This window comes from Halorussus marinus, assembly GCF_004521895.1.
GTDB lineage: Archaea > Halobacteriota > Halobacteria > Halobacteriales > Haladaptataceae > Halorussus > Halorussus marinus.
This window is the reverse complement of record NZ_SBIR01000001.1, coordinates 272,448-289,330: the sequence shown is the minus strand read 5'-3', so window position 1 is coordinate 289,330 and position 16,883 is coordinate 272,448. Positions and strand designations below refer to the sequence as shown.

At 70.1% G+C, this 16,883-nt stretch carries 22 protein-coding genes and 1 tRNA gene; 13 read left to right on the top strand and 10 right to left on the bottom strand.

Going from position 1 to position 16,883, the window contains the following annotated elements; all coding sequences use genetic code 11:
• Positions 1-69: 69 nt before the first annotated feature.
• Together EPL04_RS01340 and EPL04_RS01335 are read left to right on the top strand one after the other, a co-directional pair.
• The gene (locus EPL04_RS01340; protein ID WP_134669010.1) at positions 70-1,347 is read left to right on the top strand and encodes a dihydroorotase; all 1,278 of its coding nucleotides are present in this window, start codon (positions 70-72) and stop codon (positions 1,345-1,347) included.
• Between the two features lie 382 nt (positions 1,348-1,729).
• A complete protein-coding gene (locus EPL04_RS01335; RefSeq protein ID WP_134668704.1) occupies positions 1,730-2,149 on the top strand; it encodes a DUF5807 family protein in 420 nt (139 codons plus the stop codon).
• Between the two features lie 154 nt (positions 2,150-2,303).
• Here the strand turns inward: EPL04_RS01335 and EPL04_RS01330 are convergent.
• Positions 2,304-2,377: transfer RNA gene (locus tag EPL04_RS01330), tRNA-Lys, on the bottom strand.
• Between the two features lie 138 nt (positions 2,378-2,515).
• On the opposite strand from EPL04_RS01330, the gene EPL04_RS01325 reads away from it, so the two are divergent.
• Entirely contained in the window at positions 2,516-3,781 is a 1,266-nt protein-coding gene (locus tag EPL04_RS01325; protein ID WP_134668702.1) for a M20/M25/M40 family metallo-hydrolase, read from the top strand.
• A 12-nt stretch (positions 3,782-3,793) separates the two neighbouring features.
• Here the strand turns inward: EPL04_RS01325 and EPL04_RS01320 are convergent, their stop codons facing one another.
• Positions 3,794-4,456 (bottom strand): DUF7119 family protein, encoded by a 663-nt coding sequence (locus tag EPL04_RS01320; RefSeq protein ID WP_134668700.1) that lies wholly within the window; start codon positions 4,454-4,456, stop codon positions 3,794-3,796.
• A 172-nt stretch (positions 4,457-4,628) separates the two neighbouring features.
• Here EPL04_RS01320 and EPL04_RS18535 point away from each other — a divergent pair, with 172 nt between their 5' ends.
• The 5 genes from EPL04_RS18535 (at position 4,629) to EPL04_RS01300 (ending at position 7,939) form a co-directional block, all read left to right on the top strand.
• Positions 4,629-4,787 (top strand): hypothetical protein, encoded by a 159-nt coding sequence (locus EPL04_RS18535; protein ID WP_167599386.1) that lies wholly within the window; start codon positions 4,629-4,631, stop codon positions 4,785-4,787.
• A gap of 30 nt (positions 4,788-4,817) precedes the next feature.
• Positions 4,818-5,783: an oxidoreductase gene (locus EPL04_RS01315; protein ID WP_134668699.1), complete on the top strand. Its 966-nt coding sequence runs from the start codon at positions 4,818-4,820 to the stop codon at positions 5,781-5,783.
• 87 nt (positions 5,784-5,870) lie between these two features.
• Positions 5,871-6,308 carry a DUF2391 family protein gene (locus EPL04_RS01310; RefSeq protein ID WP_134668697.1) on the top strand — a complete coding sequence of 146 codons (438 nt, stop codon included), beginning with the start codon at positions 5,871-5,873 and terminating at the stop codon, positions 6,306-6,308.
• Between the two features lie 61 nt (positions 6,309-6,369).
• Positions 6,370-6,957: a DUF7090 family protein gene (locus EPL04_RS01305; RefSeq protein ID WP_134668695.1), complete on the top strand. Its 588-nt coding sequence runs from the start codon at positions 6,370-6,372 to the stop codon at positions 6,955-6,957.
• Positions 6,958-7,006: 49 nt separating this feature from the next.
• Positions 7,007-7,939, top strand: a complete 933-nt coding sequence (locus EPL04_RS01300; RefSeq protein WP_134668694.1) for a carbohydrate kinase family protein — start codon at positions 7,007-7,009, stop codon at positions 7,937-7,939.
• Here the strand turns inward: EPL04_RS01300 and EPL04_RS01295 are convergent.
• Genes EPL04_RS01295 through EPL04_RS01285 form a run of 3 tightly spaced genes read right to left on the bottom strand, consistent with a single transcriptional unit; the run spans position 7,936 to position 10,370 of the window.
• The gene (locus EPL04_RS01295) at positions 7,936-8,781 is read right to left on the bottom strand and encodes a BtpA/SgcQ family protein (RefSeq protein WP_134668692.1); all 846 of its coding nucleotides are present in this window, start codon (positions 8,779-8,781) and stop codon (positions 7,936-7,938) included. The genes EPL04_RS01300 and EPL04_RS01295 overlap by 4 nt on opposite strands.
• The gene (locus EPL04_RS01290) at positions 8,778-9,893 is read right to left on the bottom strand and encodes a DHH family phosphoesterase (RefSeq protein WP_134668690.1); all 1,116 of its coding nucleotides are present in this window, start codon (positions 9,891-9,893) and stop codon (positions 8,778-8,780) included. The genes EPL04_RS01295 and EPL04_RS01290 overlap by 4 nt, the downstream gene beginning before the upstream one ends.
• A 48-nt stretch (positions 9,894-9,941) precedes the next feature.
• Entirely contained in the window at positions 9,942-10,370 is a 429-nt protein-coding gene (locus EPL04_RS01285) for a universal stress protein (RefSeq protein ID WP_134668688.1), read from the bottom strand.
• Between the two features lie 127 nt (positions 10,371-10,497).
• On the opposite strand from EPL04_RS01285, the gene EPL04_RS01280 reads away from it, so the two are divergent.
• On the top strand, positions 10,498-10,953 hold the full coding sequence (locus EPL04_RS01280; protein WP_134668686.1) for a universal stress protein: 456 nt from the start codon (positions 10,498-10,500) through the stop codon (positions 10,951-10,953).
• Positions 10,954-11,105: 152 nt separating this feature from the next.
• Here the strand turns inward: EPL04_RS01280 and EPL04_RS01275 are convergent, their stop codons facing one another.
• Together EPL04_RS01275 and EPL04_RS01270 are read right to left on the bottom strand one after the other, a co-directional pair.
• Entirely contained in the window at positions 11,106-11,630 is a 525-nt protein-coding gene (locus EPL04_RS01275; protein WP_134668684.1) for a GNAT family N-acetyltransferase, read from the bottom strand.
• The gene (locus EPL04_RS01270) at positions 11,627-11,995 is read right to left on the bottom strand and encodes a universal stress protein (protein ID WP_134668682.1); all 369 of its coding nucleotides are present in this window, start codon (positions 11,993-11,995) and stop codon (positions 11,627-11,629) included. Before EPL04_RS01270 ends, EPL04_RS01275 begins: the two co-directional genes overlap by 4 nt.
• A 103-nt stretch (positions 11,996-12,098) precedes the next feature.
• Here EPL04_RS01270 and EPL04_RS01265 point away from each other — a divergent pair, with 103 nt between their 5' ends.
• Positions 12,099-12,761, top strand: coding sequence for a DUF5806 family protein (locus EPL04_RS01265; protein ID WP_245154510.1), 663 nt, complete (start codon positions 12,099-12,101; stop codon positions 12,759-12,761).
• Here EPL04_RS01265 and EPL04_RS01260 read toward each other — a convergent pair.
• The 3 genes from EPL04_RS01260 to EPL04_RS01250 all read right to left on the bottom strand — a co-directional run bounded on the left by EPL04_RS01260 (position 12,758) and on the right by EPL04_RS01250 (position 14,765).
• Positions 12,758-13,804, bottom strand: coding sequence for a hypothetical protein (locus tag EPL04_RS01260; RefSeq protein WP_134668678.1), 1,047 nt, complete (start codon positions 13,802-13,804; stop codon positions 12,758-12,760). The two genes, EPL04_RS01265 and EPL04_RS01260, sit on opposite strands and share 4 nt — an antisense overlap.
• Before the next feature lie 63 nt (positions 13,805-13,867).
• Positions 13,868-14,308, bottom strand: coding sequence for a DUF7112 family protein (locus EPL04_RS01255; protein WP_134668677.1), 441 nt, complete (start codon positions 14,306-14,308; stop codon positions 13,868-13,870).
• A 55-nt stretch (positions 14,309-14,363) separates the two neighbouring features.
• A complete protein-coding gene (locus tag EPL04_RS01250) occupies positions 14,364-14,765 on the bottom strand; it encodes a 30S ribosomal protein S6e (RefSeq protein ID WP_134668675.1) in 402 nt (133 codons plus the stop codon).
• Between the two features lie 115 nt (positions 14,766-14,880).
• On the opposite strand from EPL04_RS01250, the gene hisA reads away from it, so the two are divergent.
• The 3 genes from hisA (at position 14,881) to EPL04_RS01235 (ending at position 16,860) form a co-directional block, all read left to right on the top strand.
• A complete protein-coding gene (gene hisA / locus EPL04_RS01245; RefSeq protein WP_134668673.1) occupies positions 14,881-15,603 on the top strand; it encodes a 1-(5-phosphoribosyl)-5-[(5-phosphoribosylamino)methylideneamino]imidazole-4-carboxamide isomerase in 723 nt (240 codons plus the stop codon).
• Between the two features lie 101 nt (positions 15,604-15,704).
• Positions 15,705-16,292, top strand: a complete 588-nt coding sequence (gene hisB / locus EPL04_RS01240) for an imidazoleglycerol-phosphate dehydratase HisB (protein ID WP_134668671.1) — start codon at positions 15,705-15,707, stop codon at positions 16,290-16,292.
• A 64-nt stretch (positions 16,293-16,356) separates the two neighbouring features.
• Positions 16,357-16,860 carry an amino acid-binding protein gene (locus tag EPL04_RS01235; protein ID WP_134668670.1) on the top strand — a complete coding sequence of 168 codons (504 nt, stop codon included), beginning with the start codon at positions 16,357-16,359 and terminating at the stop codon, positions 16,858-16,860.
• Positions 16,861-16,883 lie beyond the last annotated feature (23 nt).

The following is a 16,883-nucleotide window of genomic DNA, read 5'->3' as shown; positions in this document are numbered from 1 at the left end:
ACAGACACCGTCCGTCGGGAGCCCAAATCGGGAAGCTTAGGGCGCTCGCCCGGGATGCTCAGACCGAGAATGCTCACTATCCGGAACGCGACGCTCGCCGACGGCCGCGAGTGCGACGTCCGAATCGACACGTCGGCGGGGCGCATCGCCGCCGTCGGCTCGACGCTCACCGAGGCGGGCGAGGTGATCGACGCCGACGGGAAGCTCCTCCTGCCGGGCGCGATCGACGCCCACGTCCACTTCCGCGAGCCCGGGTTCTCCCACAAGGAGACGTGGGAGACCGGGAGCAAGTCCGCGGCCGCGGGCGGGGTGACGACCGTCGTCGACCAGCCCAACACCGACCCGCCGACCGTCGACGGCCCGAGCTACGACGAGAAGGCCGACCTCGCCGCGAAGTCGTACGTCGACTACGGCATCAACGGCGGGGTCACCCCCGACTGGGACCCCGACGCGCTGTTCGATCGGCCCCTCCTCGCGCTCGGCGAGGTGTTTCTGGCGGATTCGACCGGCGAGATGGGGATCGACGAGGCGCTGTTCGCCGAGGCGGTCGAGCGCGCGACCGACGAGTACCGCGTGGTGACCGTCCACGCCGAGGACGCCGACCTGTTCTCGGCCGACGCGACCGAGCGCGACGCGGACGACTACGACGCGTGGAGCGCCTACCGCACTCCCGAGGCGGAGGCCGCCGCGGTCGAGCGCGCCTGCGAGATCGGCGCCGAGGCCGACGCACGCATCCACATCGCCCACACCAGCACGCCCGAGGGCGTCGACGCCGCCAAAGAGCGGGACGCGACCTGCGAGGTGACGCCCCACCACCTGTTGCTCTCGCGAGACGACTACGACGATCTCGAGGCGTTCGGCCGGATGAACCCGCCGCTCCGGAGCGAGGACCGCCGGGAGGCACTCTTCGAGCGCGTCGCCGACGGGACGGTCGACATCGTGGCGACCGACCACGCGCCCCACACCCGCGAGGAGAAAGACGCCGGCGTGTGGGACGCGCCGAGCGGCGTGCCGGGCGTCGAGACGATGCTCCCGCTCCTGTTAGAGCAGGCCCGAGCGGGGCGGCTGAGCTACGAGCGCGTCCGGGACCTGACCGCGGCGAACCCCGCCGACGTGCTGGGGCTCACTCGGAAAGGACGCATCGAGGAGGGCCTGATGGCCGACCTCGTGCTCGTCGACCCCGACGAGAACCGGGAGATCCGCGGCGAGGACCTCCACTCGAAGTGCGGGTGGACCCCCTTCGAGGGGATGGCCGGCGTGTTCCCCGAACTCACGATGGTCCGCGGGAACGTGGTGTACGATTCGGGGACGTTCGGCGACCCCGTCGGCGAGAACGTCCGAAGTTGAAGTTCGGACACGAAGTTCGCTATTCTCCTGTATCTCCGACACTCTTTGTGGCGAGTATCGTCCGATCGTTGTGCAAACGAACAGCTTCCAGCCCGTCCGTCGAGAATATTGCGCGAAGAGTCCCGGTTATGTCGCTCCCCGGCATACGAAGACGTGTCGGCGCGTCGCCGACTGTCGTACCGCCTTCGAACGATCGAGTGCTCGTCTGTGACATCGGCGTCCGGTCGTCGACCCGCCACTATCGGCTCTCGTCGCCTTGCTCGGACTGCGAGACCGCGACGACCGTCGACCGCCGTCCACCATTCCTGCCGACCCCACGTTCGCGAGCGCCGTCGCCGCCCGAGAACGCGAGCCTTTTCCCGCTCACCTCGCTACGGGAGGTATGAGCAAGCGCGAGCAGTTCCTAGCGGGCGAGCGCCCCGAGGACGTGGCGCTCTACCTCGCCGACTCGTTCGTCTCGGGCGACGGCGGACTGGCCGACCACGGCGAGACCGTCGAACGGGGAACCGTCCTCGTCGTCGAGGGCGACCGGGGCCGGAGCGTGTTCAAGACCGCGACCGACATGGACGCGATGGGGTTCGCCAAGCGAGCGATGGGCACCGACGGCGACGTCGACCGCGACCTCGCGGGCGGGGACTGCCCCGAGTGCGACGCCGACCCGACGTTCATCTTCGCGTTCGCCGAGGCGCAAAACGAGGACGTCGGCGGCCTCTACGGCGAGGGCGACGTGATCCACGCCTACGCGTACTGCGAGTGCGGGACCGCCTACGCCGACAAGTGGGTGGCCGGCGGCGAGGAGTAGGGACCGAGAGGCCGAACGTATTCGCTCGTAGCGTTTCCGACGGGCGAGAAGACGAGTCAAGGGGGATCTGAACCACGGTCATTCGGCTTCGCTTCCGACGCCGATTCAGTACTCTCCGAGTCGCGTCGCTACCCGCGTTCGTTGGTCGTAAAAGCGGGCTGGAAGGGATTTGAACCCCTGACCGTCTGGTTAAAAGCCAGACGCTCTGCCTAACTGAGCTACCAGCCCACATTACTCGCTTGCGGGCGATACGGGTTAAACGTTTACTTTCGTTAGCCACGCAGTGCTATCCAATGCGATAGTTCGTACCAAGAGAAGCTTACTCTTCCCGGAAGCTTTACACCCCCTACCTTGGTTATCCCACCCATGAGCGACTTCGCCGAGGAACGCGACGCCGAACTCCGAGCCTTCACTGAACGACTCCTCCGATTCGACACGACCGGCGGGGCCGAAGCGCCCGCCCAGCGGTGGGTCCGCGACCGACTCGACGAACTGGGCTTCGAGACCTACGAGTGGACCGCCGACGCCGAGGCGCTGGCCGGCCACCAGTCGTTCCCGGACGATCCCGACGCGATTCCGGTCGAAGACCGACCCAGCGTCGGCGGCGTGCTGGAGCTCGGCGATCCCGAGGCGGGCCCCACGCTCGTGTTGAACGGGCACGTCGACGTGGTGCCGGCGGCCCGCGAGTCGTGGTCGAGCGACCCCTTCGAGCCGGTCTGGCGCGGCTCGGACGGCGACGAGCGGCTCGTCGCGCGTGGGGCCGCGGACATGAAGACCGGGCTCGCGACCTGCGTGTTCGTCGCGAAACATCTCGGCGAGACGGCGACCGACCTCGACGGCCGGGTCGTCGTCGAGAGCGTCGTGGGCGAGGAGGAGGGCGGTATCGGGGCGGCCGCGGCCGCGCACTCGAACCCCTATCCGTTCGAGCGCGACGCCGCGATCATCGCCGAGCCGACCGAACTGCGACCCATCGTGGCCTCCGAGGGGTCGGTGATGAAACGGCTCTGCCTCACCGGGCGGTCGGCCCACGCGGCCTCGCGGTGGGAGGGCGTCGACGTGCTCCCGAAGTTCGAGGCGATCCGGCGGGCGTTCGCCGACCTCGAAGCCGAGCGCGGCGAGTCGGTGACCCACCCGCTCTACGAGGACTTCCCGGTCCCGTGGCCGGTCGTCGTCGGCACCGTCGACGCCGGGAGCTGGGCCTCCTCGGTGCCCGCGGAGCTCACCGCCGAGATGCGACTGGGCGTGGCGCCCGGCGAGACGGTACGCGAGGTCGAAGCCCAGTTCGAGGAGCGCCTCGCGTCGGTCGTCGCCGACGACGAGTGGCTGGTCGAACACCCGCCGACGTTCGAGCGGTTCTCGGTCCAGTTCGAGCCCTCCGAGATCTCGCCCGACGAGCCCGTCGTCCGGGCGGTCCAGCGCGCGATGGACGCCCACGGGCTCGGGGACGCCGAGCCCCGGGGCGCGACCTACGGCGCGGACGCCCGCCACTACATCGAGGCCGGCGTGCCCGCGGTGATGTTCGGACCGGGCACCGTCGAGCAGGCCCACTTCCCCGACGAACACATCGAGTGGGCGGAGGTGCTGACCGCCGGCGACGTGCTGGTCGCGGCCGCCCGGGAGTTCTTACGGTAGAGACTGCGGGCCTCAGGAGAGGTACTCGTCGAGCGCGCTCGCGACCACGTCGGCCGGCTCCGCGTCGTTCAGCGCGGCCGCCCGCCGGAGCTCCCGGTAGGTGTCGGCCGGGAGCGCCAGCGTGAGTTCGCCGAGGGTCACGTCGCGGTCCGCGAGCGCGTCGGCGACCGGCGTCCCGCGGTTGATCTCGCTCGCGATCGCCCGGACCTCCCGGACCGTGAGATCGCCGTCGAGCACGGCCCACGCGAGCAGGAACCGATCCTCGCCGTCGACCCGCGCGATGTGCTTGGCGGCGGTGGGTGCGACGTGGCCCATCGCGACGTACCGCCGGATCGACCGGGGGAGGTCGTGGACTCTGGCCCACTTCCGGACGAACGCGACCGTGACCTCCCCGCCCGCGCGGTCGGCGGCGCCCTTGTACGAACCGACACCCCGGACCAGCGCGGCGCAGGCGGCCGCGCCCCGGAGCATGAAGACGTTGTCCTCGCCGCCCGCGGTGTTCTGGGCGAAGCGCCGCGCGGTGTCGGCGGCCTCCGCGAGGCTCGCCTCCTCGTCCGGGTCGAACGCCTTGGCCCGGTCGGCGCGCTGGCCCGTGACGCTCTCGTCGCCCCTGACTACCGGCTGGCCCACCGGCGACTCGCGGTCGGTCGGGGGGCCGCCTCCGTCTTCGGTCATCGCTCGAAGCCTCGGGTGCCGAACGCAAAAAGCCGTGGGTCGCGTCGGGGCTCTCTCGATCGGTGGCGCGGGGGTTATGGAGCCGTTACGCCCGGTCCGGTCGCGGAATCCGGGATTACCCGCGCGACGGTCACCAACCGCTATGTCGGTCGCCGTCCTCGGTCGGACGAGAATGGGGATCTTCGACAGACTTCGGGTGCGGTTCCGAGGCGAATCGAGCGGCGGGTACGTCTGTACGCTCTGTGGCGAGACGTTCGACGAGGCGGCGCCCGTCCTCTGTCCCGACTGTCGAGGGTACGTGGTCGAGTCCGACGCGACCGGCCGGCAGTAGCCCTAACTGTCTGCCGACGGGACGCTACGTATGGTCACCACGAGCGACTCGGCGTGGACGGCGGACGACGTTCCGGAACTGGACGACCGAACCGTGGTCGTCACCGGCGCGAACACCGGGCTCGGCTACGAGGCGACCCGCGTCTTCGCCCGGAAGGGCGCCGACGTCGTCATGGCGTGTCGGAGCACCGACCGCGGCGAGGCGGCGAGACGCGAACTCCGGGACGGCGACCTCCGGGGGTCGCTCGACGTGGCGGCGCTCGACCTCGCGGACCTCGACTCCGTCCGGTCGTTCGCCGATGAGTTCGGGGCGACCCACGACGGACTCGACGTCCTCTGTAACAACGCGGGCGTGATGGCGATCCCTCGACGCGAGACCGCAGACGGCTTCGAGACTCAGTTCGGCGTCAACCACCTCGGCCACTTCGCGCTGACGGGACTGCTCCTCGATAGCCTGCGGGCGGCCGACGGCGAGGCCCGCGTCGTCACCCAGAGCTCGGGCGTCCACGAGCGCGGCGAGATCGACTTCGCGGACCTGCAGGGCGAGGACGATTACGACGAGTGGGACGCCTACGCCCAGAGCAAGCTCGCGAACGTGCTGTTCGCCTACGAGCTTCAGCGCCGGCTCGACCGGGCGGGCGCGGACGTCGCGAGCGTCGCGTGTCATCCGGGGTACGCCGACACGGACCTCCAGCGCCGCGGCCCCGAGATGGCGGGCTCGCGGCTCCGGTTGGTGGCGATGAAGGCCGCGAACGCGGCGTTCGCCCAGCCGGCCGAGGCGGGCGCGCTCCCGATGCTGTACGCCGCGACCGCCCCGGCGATTGAGGGCGGTGAGTACGTCGGCCCCGGCGGACTGTTCGACATGCGGGGTGCGCCGACCGTCCAGCAGTCGAGCGACCGCTCGTACGACCGTCGGCGCGCCGAGCGCCTCTGGTCGGTCTCCGAGGAACTGACCGGCGTGAGCTACGACCTCGAAGCGGCCGCCACCGCCGAGTGACGGCCGGCGGCGATTCGGGCCGAGCGCGCTGGCCGGGAGACGCCGCCGAGCGCGTCCCTTTTACTTATGGGGTGTGTCGCTGGCGGTATGGTCGGCTCGAAAAAGCGGTTCGCGCTCGCGGACTCCGCACAGCAACTGGTCGGCGGATTCCTGCTCGCGGGGCCGTTCGTCGTCACCGAGGAGGTCTGGTCGCTCGCCGGCGACATGACGGTCCTCCAGTCGCTGTCGACGGTGCTGATCGTCTTTCTGATCGGCTACGGCGCCCTCTACAAGGCCGACGACGACCGCGATCCCGACCGAGAGGCGGAGGTCGCGGGCGTCCCCACCCGTTTCGTCTCGCTCATGCTGGTCTCGTACGGGTCGGTCGCGATCCTCTCGCTGTCGTTCGGCGCGCCCGGCACCTTCCTCGAACCGACCTACGACGCCGGGCCGTCGATGGAGACGGTCGCCACGACCCTCAAGGCGATCAGCGTCGGCGCGGTGTTCAGCGTGGTCGGGGCGGCCACCGCCGACAGCGTCTTCTGACCGCGAACTCCCCGGCGGCGCACCCGCAGTCTTAAGTCCTCGCCCCGTATTATCGGTCGGTATGGACTATCGACTCGCCGTCGAAAACGCCCCCGAATCGATTCCCGGTGGCACGGGGATCCTCCTTCTGCACCCGAGTACCGGCGAAACCGACCGAATCGACACCGACTTTCTCAAGACCGACACCGATCACTTTCTCGTCATCTCGACCCGCACGACCGCCCGGGAGGTCAAACAGAAACTCGACCACTACGACGTCGACGAGGAGCGCGCCGAGATCCTCGACACCCTGAGCATCGAGCGGGGCTACTCCCGACGGAGCACCGACAACGTCCACTACGTCTCGTCGCCCGACGACCTCGAGGGCATCCTCGAGATCGCCCGCGAGTTCCTCGAGTCGACCGACGGCAAGCGCCGGATCAGCCTCGACTCGATCACCGAGATGGCCTACTACGCCGACGAGGCCCGGGTGCGGGACCTGATCCGAGAACTGCTCGACCTGCTCGACGACCACGACGCGGTCGCGCTGTTCCACCTCTCGAAGGGGGTCCACGACGAGGAGCACGTCGAGAAGTTCATGGGGTTGTTCGACGCGGTCGTCGACCTCGACCGGGACGGCGAGGTCCGGACCGACTTCGAGGGCGTCTGAGCCGCCGGCTCCCGAAAGCCGTTTCACGGCGGGGCGCCCCTCTCTCCCAATGAGCGATTTCGACGCGATCGCGGTCGGGAGCGCGGTCCTCGACAGGCTCTACGGGCTCTCGAACCTCCCGGAACCCGACGGCGGCGCGTTCGTCCGCGAGGAGACGACCGCGACGGGCGGCGTCGCGGCGAACGTCGCGGCCGCGCTCGCCGAACTCGGGCGCGAGACCGGCGTGGTCTCGCGGGTCGGCGACGACGAGGCCGGCGACCGCGTGCTCGCGGCCCTCCGCGAGCGCGGCGTCGACGCGAGCCGGATCGTCCGGGGCGACGAATCGACCTCCTACTCGCTGATTCTGCGCGACCCCGACGGCGAGCGCATGATCGTCGCGGGCGGCCAGAGCGTCCCGAAGCTCCGACTCGACGCCGCCGATCGTGCGTACCTCAGGCGGTCGGACCTCGTCTTCACCAGCGCGTACGCGCCCGACCGGGTGACCGCCGCGCTCGCCGACGCCGCGGGGTCTGGCGGGCTCCCGCCGCTGGTCTTCGATCTCTCGGGACCGCTCGCGGAGCTCGACGGCCGGGCGACTCGTCGGGCGACCATCGACTCGCTCTGTTCGGCCTGCGACCTGTTCGTCGCCAACGAGGTGTCCGTCCGGTCGTATCTCGGAGTCGGTCCGCGAGCGGCGATAGCCGAGCTCCGCGATCGCGGGGTCCCGCGGGCCGCGATCACGCGGGGCGAGGCGGGCGCGCTCCTGTTCGACGGCGAGTCGGTGAGCGAGATCCCGGCGTTCGACGTCGAGACCGTCGACACCACGGGCGCGGGCGACGCGTTCACCGCGGGGCTGATACACGCGTGGCTACTCGACGGGCGACCGCCCGCGGCGGCCGGCCGGTTCGCGGCCGCGACCGCGGCGCTCAACTGCACCGCCGAGACCGCCCGCGGCGGCCTGCCGACCGCCCGGGACGTCGAGGCGTTCCTCGAATCGAGCTAACGGACCTCGTCGGCGGCCGCGACCAGCCGCGCGACGCGCTCCTCGTCGACCGGCGCGGTCGTCTCGCCGTCGACCTTCAGCGCGGTGCCGACGATGGCGCCGTCGGCGGTCGCGAGCAGGTCGGCGACGTTCTCGACGGTCGTTCCGCTCCCGACGAACACCGGGGCGTCGAGCCCCCGCTCGTCGCGGGCCGCCGCCACCGCCGCGAGGTGCTCGCCCGCGACGGCGTGGCCCGTGCCCGCGCCGCTGACGACGACGCCGGCCGCGAGCCCGCGCTCGATCGGCTCGGCGACGGCTTCGGCGTCGAGCGGGCGCTCCCCGCTCGCAGTCCGAGGCGCGTGGCGCCTCGCCAACGGCGCTGAATGTTTCACGTCCAGATCGGCGAGCACGGCCACGTCAGCGTCGAGGCGCTCGCGCAGGCGCATCGTCTCGTGGGCCCGCCCCTCGACGACGCCCTGATCGGTGACCCGCGCGCCGACGTGGACGTTGACCCTGACGAACGCCGCGCCCGCCGCGGTCGCGACCGAGAGGGCCGCCTCGGCGTCGTTTCGCAGGACGTTCACCCCGAGCGGGCGGTCGACGGCCTCGCGGATCTCGGTCGCGAGCCGAGTCATCGACGCCACGACGTGCTTGGGCACGTCGTCGGGGTAGAACGGTGCGTCCCCGAAGTTCTCGACCATGAGAGCGTCGACGCCGCCGGCCGCGAGCCGACGGGCGTCCCGCAGGGCGGCCGACCGGACCGCCTCGAAGTCGCCGTCGAACCCCGGGGCGCCCGGTAGCGCCGGGAGGTGGATCATGCCGACGATCGGCTTCCCGGCGTCGATGGCGTCCAGCGTCGTCATTCCCCGGCGCCCTCGGCGTCCGCTCGCTCGTCGTCCGAGTCGGGCTCGTCGTACTCCAGATTTCGGAACGCGTCGACGATCACCTGCTTGGCGACCGCGCCGCGGGTGGTCCAGTGGTGGGCGTAGTCGAGCATGTCGTCGTAGATGTCGGGCTTGCACCCGGCGGCCTTCGGGTGGCCGCCGCCGTTGACCTGCCCTGCGACCTCGTGGGCGCGCTCGAAGGCGTCGGTGCCCCGGATCGAGGCGCTCCCGGAGGGCTTGACCACGACCGCGGCGTCGGTCCCCTGCTGGCGGAGCGCCTCGGCGACCTCGTTCTGGGAGCACCGACCGTAGGTCACCCCGATCGTCCACGGCCCGACTTCCTCGACGTCGGCGCGCTCGACCGCCTTCTCGATGAGGGCTTCCTTCTCGACGCGCTGTTCGGCGAGGAACTCCTCGATCTCCGGCGGGAGGTCCGCTCCGTGCTCGGCGACCGCCTCGATGTACTCCTCGGGGTCCGACCAGTAGGAGAAGTCCGCCAGATCGTCGCTCCGTGGGTCCTCGCGGAGCCAGAGGTCGTGGTCGCGGGTGACCGCCGCGAGTTCGGCGAGGTACTCGGGGAACTCGTAGTCGAGCGACCGGAGCGCCACGTCGGCGGTACACTCCTCGTCGCTGTCGCCGACGACGAGGTCGACGCCCGCCTCGCGGACCGCCTCGGCGACCGCGTCGTCCCACTGGTGGTGGTCGAACCACCGGACCGACCCCGATCGCTCGACCAGCGTCTCCAGGGGCGCCCCGACGTCGTCGTAGGCGTCGGGACAGAGGTCACAGACGAACACGCGCGCGTCGGGTTCGGCGTACTCGGCGACGCGTTCGAGCGCCTCGTCGAGGTCGTGGGGGCCGGCGTCGACGAGCGCCGCGTCGCCGTACACTTCTCGGACGAGCGCGGTACAGGCGAGCCCGTCGGCGTCGGGGTCGGCCACGACCGCCACGTCGGCGCCGGTGAGCGCCGCCTCGGCCTCGGCGTCCTCTCTTTCGTCTTCGATCGAATCGGGGACGAAAAACCCCTCGCCCGGCAGGATCGATTTGCGCTCGATGGGCAGGGCGTCGTCGTCGATGACCCAGTCTTTCATACCCTCCTCTGGGCGCCCGACACGAAAGAATCCCCGGTTCCGGGCCGGTCACTCCTCGGCGAGTTGGCGGACGGTGAGCACCGGAACCGGACACGACCGGACGACTCGCTCGGCGACGCTCCCGATGAGAAAGCGGTTCTCGCCGTGGCGCCCGCGGGTGCCGGTCGCGACGACGTCGGCGTCGTTCTCGCGGGCGTACTCGGTGATCTCGGGCGCGGGATGGCCCTCCCGAACCGCGGTCTCGATCTCGCGGTCGGCGTGGTCCCGAACCTGCGCGAGCGCCGCCTCCGACTGGGACTCGAGCGCGGTCCGCAGTTCGTCTCGCAGTTCCTCGGGCGAGGAGCCGACCTCCCCTTCGTCGACGACGTACAGCGCGTGGACCGCGGCGTCGAACCGCTCGGCGAAGTCGAGCGCGACCTCGACGGCCCGTCGGACGCTCTCGGAGCCGTCGGTGGCGATGACGACCGTGTCTATCATGTCCGCCTCTACCGTCGGACGCCTCTTAAAGTTCGGTGAGTCGCCGGGACCGGCCCGCCGGTTCGGGGCGCGCCTTCGGCCGGCGCGCGAACGAAGATTTTTCCCGGGGGGCCACACACGTAGTCGTATGACCGAACCGCCGCTCGCAGTCGAAACCGTCCTCGTCCCGGTCGACGGAAGCGACGAGTCGGTCGAGGCCGCCGAGTACGCCGCCGCGGTCGCCGAGACGTACGGCGCCTCGGTCCACGCGATGTACGTCCTCGGCGAGGAGTTCGTCCGGGGGATCGAGACCGGGACCGTCGCCGAGGAGGAGGTGCTCTCGGAGACCGAGGCGTTCATGGAGACGGTCGGGGACCTCGCCGAGGAGTACGGCGTGGAGCTCTCGACCTCCAACGCGTACGGCTTCTCGACCACGCGCAAGACCCAACACCCCGGGAGCGCGATCCTCGACACCGCCGACGACCTCGACGCCGACTTCCTCGTGATCCCGCGCGAGCCGGTGAGCGGCGAGCCCGGCGAGGTGCTCGAAAAGGCCGCCGAGTACGTGTTGCTGTACGCGAGCCAGCCCGTGCTGTCGGTCTGAGGAAGACGCGTTCGCACGCTCGGTCTTTTCCCCGACGCACCGGCAATCCCACCGCGAGCGACGCGAGGTCGCGAAAGAGGGGGCGGCGCCGTGTTTTTCAGCAACGGTTTGCAAGAGCGGCGCGTTCGTGCGCCGCCCGCAGAAACGGTCGTTTAGAGTCGCAGCGCCATCTCCCGCTCGAAGCTCTCGGAGCTACAGGTCTCGAAGCCGACCGACTCGTAGAGCCCGATCGCGGCGCGGTTCCACCGCTCGACGGTGAGCCACACCTTCTCGACGCCGTTGGCCCCCCCGTGACCCAGCAGGCCGCGGAGGAGCTTCGAGCCGATGCCCGCGCGCTGGTAGTCCTGATGGACGAAGATGGCGAGTTCGTGGTCGGCGTCGTCGCCCGGCACGAGAGTGGCGTGACCGACCGCGCGGTCGCCGTGCCACGCCACCACGTTCAGGCCGTCGAGCAGCGCGTCGAACCAGTCCCGGACCCGCGACTCGGTCGCCGGCGGGATGCCCTGCGCGCGGTCGGCCGAGTCGAAGTCGACGTACATCGCCACGACCGATTCGAGGTCGCCGTCCTCGTAGGGCCGGACCTCGATCTCGCGGTCCTCGCGGTCGGTGAAAGACAGCGGCGGCTCGGGGAACGAGCCCGCGGACGCGTCGGGGTACTCGCGTTCGGATCCGTTCATCGAACCAGAGTCACCGTCACCGGGGAGTTCAGCAGGACGAACTCCGCGATGTGGCCCAGTTGTATCTTCCCCATCGGGCTCCGCTGGCCGCCGCCGAGCGCGATCTGGTCGAACCCCTCCCGCTCGGCGAGGTCGACGAGTTCGCTCCCGGGATCGCCCGAGACGTGTCGTACCGTCGCCGAGAAGTCGGCGTCTTCGAGGGTGTCTCGGACCCGCGTCTCGATGCCCTCGGGCGTGCGGTCGCTCTCGGGGTTGTCGACGATCGCGACCGTGAGTTCGTCGCCGGCCGTCTTCGCGCGCTCGACCGTCTTCTCTAACGCGCGGATCGAGTCCTCGCTTCCGCCGATGCCGAGCAGGAGGTTCATACTCGACCAAACCCGGGCATCAGTGAAAACAGTTGTGCGAGCGTCCGGGCTGGCGATCCCCACAGACGATACGCTTTTCCACCTCCCACCGCAAGCGAGATCCATGGCAGACGACCGACCGCGTCCGACCGAGAACGACCACCAGGACGCCGACACCGGGGCGGTCGACGCCCCGGAGACAGACGACGGGCAGGCCGACGCCTCTGTCGCCGACGGCTCGGCCGAGGGCGGCGACGTCCCCGACGAAGTCCGCAAGTACGAGCGGTTCAAGAAGATGGACGGTGCGGAGTACGACCGGGTCAACGAGTTCCTCCGAGATCGGACGTACATCACCGCCCGCGAGTGGGCCATCGCCCGGCTCTGTGCGGACTTCCGGACCGAGACCGGCGTCGAGATGACCAAGATCGGCGAGAACCTCCCGGAACTGGTCCCGTTCATGACCGACACCTACACCCCGCAAGCGGTCAATCAGGCCCGGGCGAGCTTCGAGGAGAAGGTAAAGCAGGCCGGCGCCACCTTCCTCTACGGGGCGATGTCCGGGTTCTTCACCGCCGAGGAGCTCGACGACACGATGTACGAGGTGACCGAGGTCGCGAAGTTCCTGCTCGAAGTCGAGGGCGTCGACCTCTCGGTCGAGGAGGAGCTAGAGGCCGAGGACCGCATCTCGTCGGTGATGCGGGAAGTCCAGTCGGCCAGCGAACAGCTCCGCCACGACGAACTCGAGTGTCCCCACTGCGGCCACGAGATGGAGCCGGCCGACGACTAATCGCCGTCGCGCTCGGCCCCGGCGACGAACGGCCCCATGAACAGCGTCGACTGGGAGACGGTCGCCAGCCGCCCGACGTACGACACCAGCGTGGCGAACGGGATCAGAGACACCGTGGTCGCGGCGGCGACGAACCACAGCCTGTTCTCGACGCCGAGCGTCGCGCCGGGGAACACGCCGGGATCGTATATCTGGGTGGCGAGGTAGGTGACAAACAGCGTGGGGAGCCCGACGTAGAGCAACGCCCGCGAGAAGTTGATGTACTCGGTGCGGACGTACGTGGTCTTCAGGAAGCCCCGCGCGGTGACGAACAGCTCGATGGTGTCGACCATCTCCTCGATCGCCGCCCGCTCGTCGTCGCCGAGTTTGTCGTCGTACTCGATCCGAACGCGGCGCAGTCGCTCGATCTTCCCGGAGGTGTCGAGATCCATGACCGCGGCGACCGCCTCGAACTCGCCGAACGTCGCCTCGGCGAGCTCGTCGTTCACGCCGTCGGCCTCGGCGGCGAGCTCCCGGGCGAACGACGCGAGTTCCGACTGGAGCTCCGGGGAGCCGTCGACCGACGCCGCGAGTTCGAGCCCTTGCTCTCTGAGCGCCGAGACGAGGTCGTCGAGGTACTGACCCGGCGCGAGCGGGCTGGTCGGCCGGTCGAGGAGGTCCTCGCTGTCGCGTCTGAGCTCCATCGTGTCGGCCAGGCGCTCGCGCTGGTCGCCGACCGGCCCGAGCTCGGGCGAGAGCGCGAGCTGATTGATCGAGAGCACGATGGTGACGACCGAGACGATGGTCTTCATCAGCTCGACCAGCACCGAGCCCGGCGACGTGCCGCGGGCGAGAAATCGCTGGGCCGAGACCGGTCCGAAGGTGCCGACCAGCACCGTCAGCACGAACACCGAGCCGGTCAACAGCCCGACGACCGTCCACCGGTTCGCGTCGAGCAACAGCCATCGCTTGAGCGCGAACAGCGCGGCCCGTAGCGTCCCCCGGTCCGGGCGGTCGATGGTGTCGCTGATCTCGGTCAGCGAGTCGCGGTCTGCCTCGGCCATTCTACCCGACGTTCACCGTCGGGCGTTATCTGTCCGATGGCCGACGGGCCCGCCGGAACGACCCTACCCGTCTAACTGCTCGGCGATGTCCGAGAGCCCCTCGTCGGGCGACTCGGTCGCGTCGTAGAACACCCGCTTTCCCGGCTCGCGCAGGCCGTACTTGAACCCGGGCTCGATCACGTCGACCAGCACCGACTGGCCGAACTCCACGCCGGTGTCCGCGACCCACGATTCGAGGCGGTTGTCGGCCTCGCCGGGGTTGCGCGCGAGCCGGGGGGTGTCGTACAGCCCGCGGAGCTCCCGGCCCTCGCCGGTCAGCGGCGCCTCGATCCGAGCGCGGTACTCGGTGTCGCCGGCGACGACGCGCACGAGGTCGCCGTCCGGAAATCGGTCGGCCTCGTCGTTCGGAATCTCTACTTTCGGGCGGTCGAGCCCACCGCTCCGGACGAGCGTCGCCCGGACGGTCGGGACCGAGGAGTGGTCGCTGGAGATGCGGTCGGCCATAGCGATCGCTGGGGCGGGGTACGGTCGGTCGGGAGAAAACGCCTGCGGTCGAGCGTTACTCGGCGTCTTCGTCGTCGCCCTCGCCGAGGAGTTCCTCGACGGCGGTGTCGCCGCGCTCGCTGATCTTGGCGTTGATCTGGACGACCGACTCGCTGACCTCGCCGCCGCGGACGGTCACGCGCCGGCGCTCGCCGTCTCGGGAGGGCGCGTAGCCCGTGCCGCCGTCGAGGAGGACCTCCTTCAGGTCCGGACCGGACACGTCGCCGCGCATCGGTCGACCCGCCTCGTCGGAGCCGCCGGTGATCTCGACGCTGTAGCCGTCGAGGCCGACCGCGCCGCCGTCGACGTCCTCGCCGATGGATTTGCCGAGGAACCGGTTGGCGTCCTGTCCGTCCACGTCGCGCTGGAATGTCGTCCCGGAGTCGGGGTCCGCGACGACGACCTGAAAGTCTGCCATACGGAACAGAAGGGCGATTGGGCGTAAAAATACGTCGAAGTGTCCCGCGGGGCGGTCGGACGCGGCGCTCGCCCGAAGAGTCAGCGTTTAACCGCCGTCCGACCAACACCCGGCCATGACAGCTTTCCCCGAGTTCGAGGTCGTCCCGGCCGTCGACATGCAGGACGGCGAGGTCGTCCAGTTGGTACAGGGCGAGCGCGGCACCGAGAAGACCTACGGCGACCCGGTCGAGGCCGCCCGCGAGTGGGTCGATCGAGGCGCCGAGACCCTCCACCTCGTCGACCTCGACGGCGCGTTCGACGGCGAACGCGCGAACGCCGACGCGGTCGAGCGCATCCGCGAGGCGGTCGACGTTTCCGTCCAGCTCGGGGGCGGCATCCGGACCGCCGACGACGCGATCGGCCTACTCGACCGCGGGGTCGATCGGGTCATCCTCGGGACGGCGGCGGTCGAGAACCCCGAGATCGTCGCGGAGATCTCGGCGGCGTACCCCGGGTCGGTGACCGTCAGCCTCGACGCGAAAGACGGCGAGGTCGTCGTCTCGGGGTGGACCGAGGGAACGGGGCTCGACCCCGCCGAGGCGGCGGCCCGCTACGAGGAGCTGGGCGCGGGCGCGATCCTGTTCACCGACGTGGACGTCGAGGGACGACTCGCGGGCGTCCAGACCGACCGGGTCCGCGCGGTGGTCGAGGCGGTCGAGATCCCGGTCGTCGCCTCGGGCGGCGTCGCGACCCTCGACGACGTGGCCGCGCTCCGGGACGCCGGGGCGGCCGCCGTCGTCGTCGGGACAGCGCTCTACGAGGGGGAGTTCACGCTCGAAGCGGCGAACTCGATCTAGGGCGGGCGCCCCGTTCCGGGTACCACGCGTCCGCGGTTCGCCGACGACGCGGGTCGCACGCGGAGGGCAACGGCCTTGTGTCTCGGCCCGAATTGTCGACCATGAGCGACCGAACCGCGGCGGTGACCCGCGAGACCGCCGAGACCGACATCGAGGTGATCCTCGACGTGGACGGCGACGGCGACGCCACGGTCGAGACCGGCGTCGGCTTCTTCGACCACATGCTCGATAGCTTCGCCAAGCACGGCCTGTTCGATCTCACGGTGCGGTGCGACGGGGACCTCGACGTCGACGACCACCACACCGTCGAGGACGTTGCGATCGCGCTCGGAACGGCGTTCGAGGAGGCGCTGGGCGACAAGCGCGGGATCGTGCGCTTCGCCGACCGGAAGGTGCCCCTCGACGAGGCGGTCGCCGAGGTCGTCGTGGACGTGAGCGGCCGGCCGCTGTTCGAGTTCGACGGCGACTTCTCGCAGGCCGGCGTCGGCGGGATGACCAGCCACATGGCCGGCCACTTCTTCCGGTCGCTCTCGATGAACGCCGGACTGACCCTCCACCTCGGCGTGACGGGCGAGAACGCCCACCACGAGATCGAGGCGCTGTTCAAGGGGGTCGGACGGGCGCTCGACGACGCGACCCGGATCGACGACCGGCGCGGCGACGTCGCGAGCACGAAGGGCCAGCTATAGCGATGCGAGCGCCCGGCGGAACCCAACACCACTAAAGCCGTCACCGCGTATCATCCGCCAATCAATGTTCGACGAGATAATGCGGAAGTTCGAGGGGAGCCCCTCCCAGCAGGCGGTCATCCGACTGCTGCTCGAACGCGGCTTCTCGGTCAGCGACGAGGGACGAGTGGTCTCGGGGAGCATCGAGATCCCAAACACCCAGATCGCCCGCGAGATCGACGTCGACCGCCGGGTCGTCGACTCGACGACCGACGCCATCCTCGAGGACGAACAGCTCCGGCGCATCTTCCAGAACATCTCCTCGATCCCGAGTCTGATGGATCTGGCGCCCGTGCTCGACCTGACGGTGCTCACCGTCGAGGTGACCGACGCCGACGAGTCGGGCATCGTCGGGACCGTCACGGGACTGCTCGCCGACCACGACATCTCGATCCGCCAGACCATAAGCGAGGACCCGGAGTTCACCGACGACCCGCGGCTCTACCTCGTCACCGACGCCGACATCCCGGGCGACGTGCTCAACGAACTCAAGAACCTCGGGTTCGTGCGGAAGATCGAACTGGAGTAGGCCGGATCGACGAGTCCGTCGAG

Coding starts and splice junctions, on each gene's coding strand:
- EPL04_RS01340 (WP_134669010.1), top strand. CDS start 70: ATGCTCACTATCCGGAACGCGACGCTCGCCGACGGCCGCGAGTGCGAC.
- EPL04_RS01335 (WP_134668704.1), top strand. CDS start 1,730: ATGAGCAAGCGCGAGCAGTTCCTAGCGGGCGAGCGCCCCGAGGACGTG.
- EPL04_RS01325 (WP_134668702.1), top strand. CDS start 2,516: ATGAGCGACTTCGCCGAGGAACGCGACGCCGAACTCCGAGCCTTCACT.
- EPL04_RS01320 (WP_134668700.1), bottom strand. CDS start 4,456: ATGACCGAAGACGGAGGCGGCCCCCCGACCGACCGCGAGTCGCCGGTG.
- EPL04_RS18535 (WP_167599386.1), top strand. CDS start 4,629: ATGGGGATCTTCGACAGACTTCGGGTGCGGTTCCGAGGCGAATCGAGC.
- EPL04_RS01315 (WP_134668699.1), top strand. CDS start 4,818: ATGGTCACCACGAGCGACTCGGCGTGGACGGCGGACGACGTTCCGGAA.
- EPL04_RS01310 (WP_134668697.1), top strand. CDS start 5,871: ATGGTCGGCTCGAAAAAGCGGTTCGCGCTCGCGGACTCCGCACAGCAA.
- EPL04_RS01305 (WP_134668695.1), top strand. CDS start 6,370: ATGGACTATCGACTCGCCGTCGAAAACGCCCCCGAATCGATTCCCGGT.
- EPL04_RS01300 (WP_134668694.1), top strand. CDS start 7,007: ATGAGCGATTTCGACGCGATCGCGGTCGGGAGCGCGGTCCTCGACAGG.
- EPL04_RS01295 (WP_134668692.1), bottom strand. CDS start 8,781: ATGACGACGCTGGACGCCATCGACGCCGGGAAGCCGATCGTCGGCATG.
- EPL04_RS01290 (WP_134668690.1), bottom strand. CDS start 9,893: ATGAAAGACTGGGTCATCGACGACGACGCCCTGCCCATCGAGCGCAAA.
- EPL04_RS01285 (WP_134668688.1), bottom strand. CDS start 10,370: ATGATAGACACGGTCGTCATCGCCACCGACGGCTCCGAGAGCGTCCGA.
- EPL04_RS01280 (WP_134668686.1), top strand. CDS start 10,498: ATGACCGAACCGCCGCTCGCAGTCGAAACCGTCCTCGTCCCGGTCGAC.
- EPL04_RS01275 (WP_134668684.1), bottom strand. CDS start 11,630: ATGAACGGATCCGAACGCGAGTACCCCGACGCGTCCGCGGGCTCGTTC.
- EPL04_RS01270 (WP_134668682.1), bottom strand. CDS start 11,995: ATGAACCTCCTGCTCGGCATCGGCGGAAGCGAGGACTCGATCCGCGCG.
- EPL04_RS01265 (WP_245154510.1), top strand. CDS start 12,099: ATGGCAGACGACCGACCGCGTCCGACCGAGAACGACCACCAGGACGCC.
- EPL04_RS01260 (WP_134668678.1), bottom strand. CDS start 13,804: ATGGCCGAGGCAGACCGCGACTCGCTGACCGAGATCAGCGACACCATC.
- EPL04_RS01255 (WP_134668677.1), bottom strand. CDS start 14,308: ATGGCCGACCGCATCTCCAGCGACCACTCCTCGGTCCCGACCGTCCGG.
- EPL04_RS01250 (WP_134668675.1), bottom strand. CDS start 14,765: ATGGCAGACTTTCAGGTCGTCGTCGCGGACCCCGACTCCGGGACGACA.
- hisA (WP_134668673.1), top strand. CDS start 14,881: ATGACAGCTTTCCCCGAGTTCGAGGTCGTCCCGGCCGTCGACATGCAG.
- hisB (WP_134668671.1), top strand. CDS start 15,705: ATGAGCGACCGAACCGCGGCGGTGACCCGCGAGACCGCCGAGACCGAC.
- EPL04_RS01235 (WP_134668670.1), top strand. CDS start 16,357: ATGTTCGACGAGATAATGCGGAAGTTCGAGGGGAGCCCCTCCCAGCAG.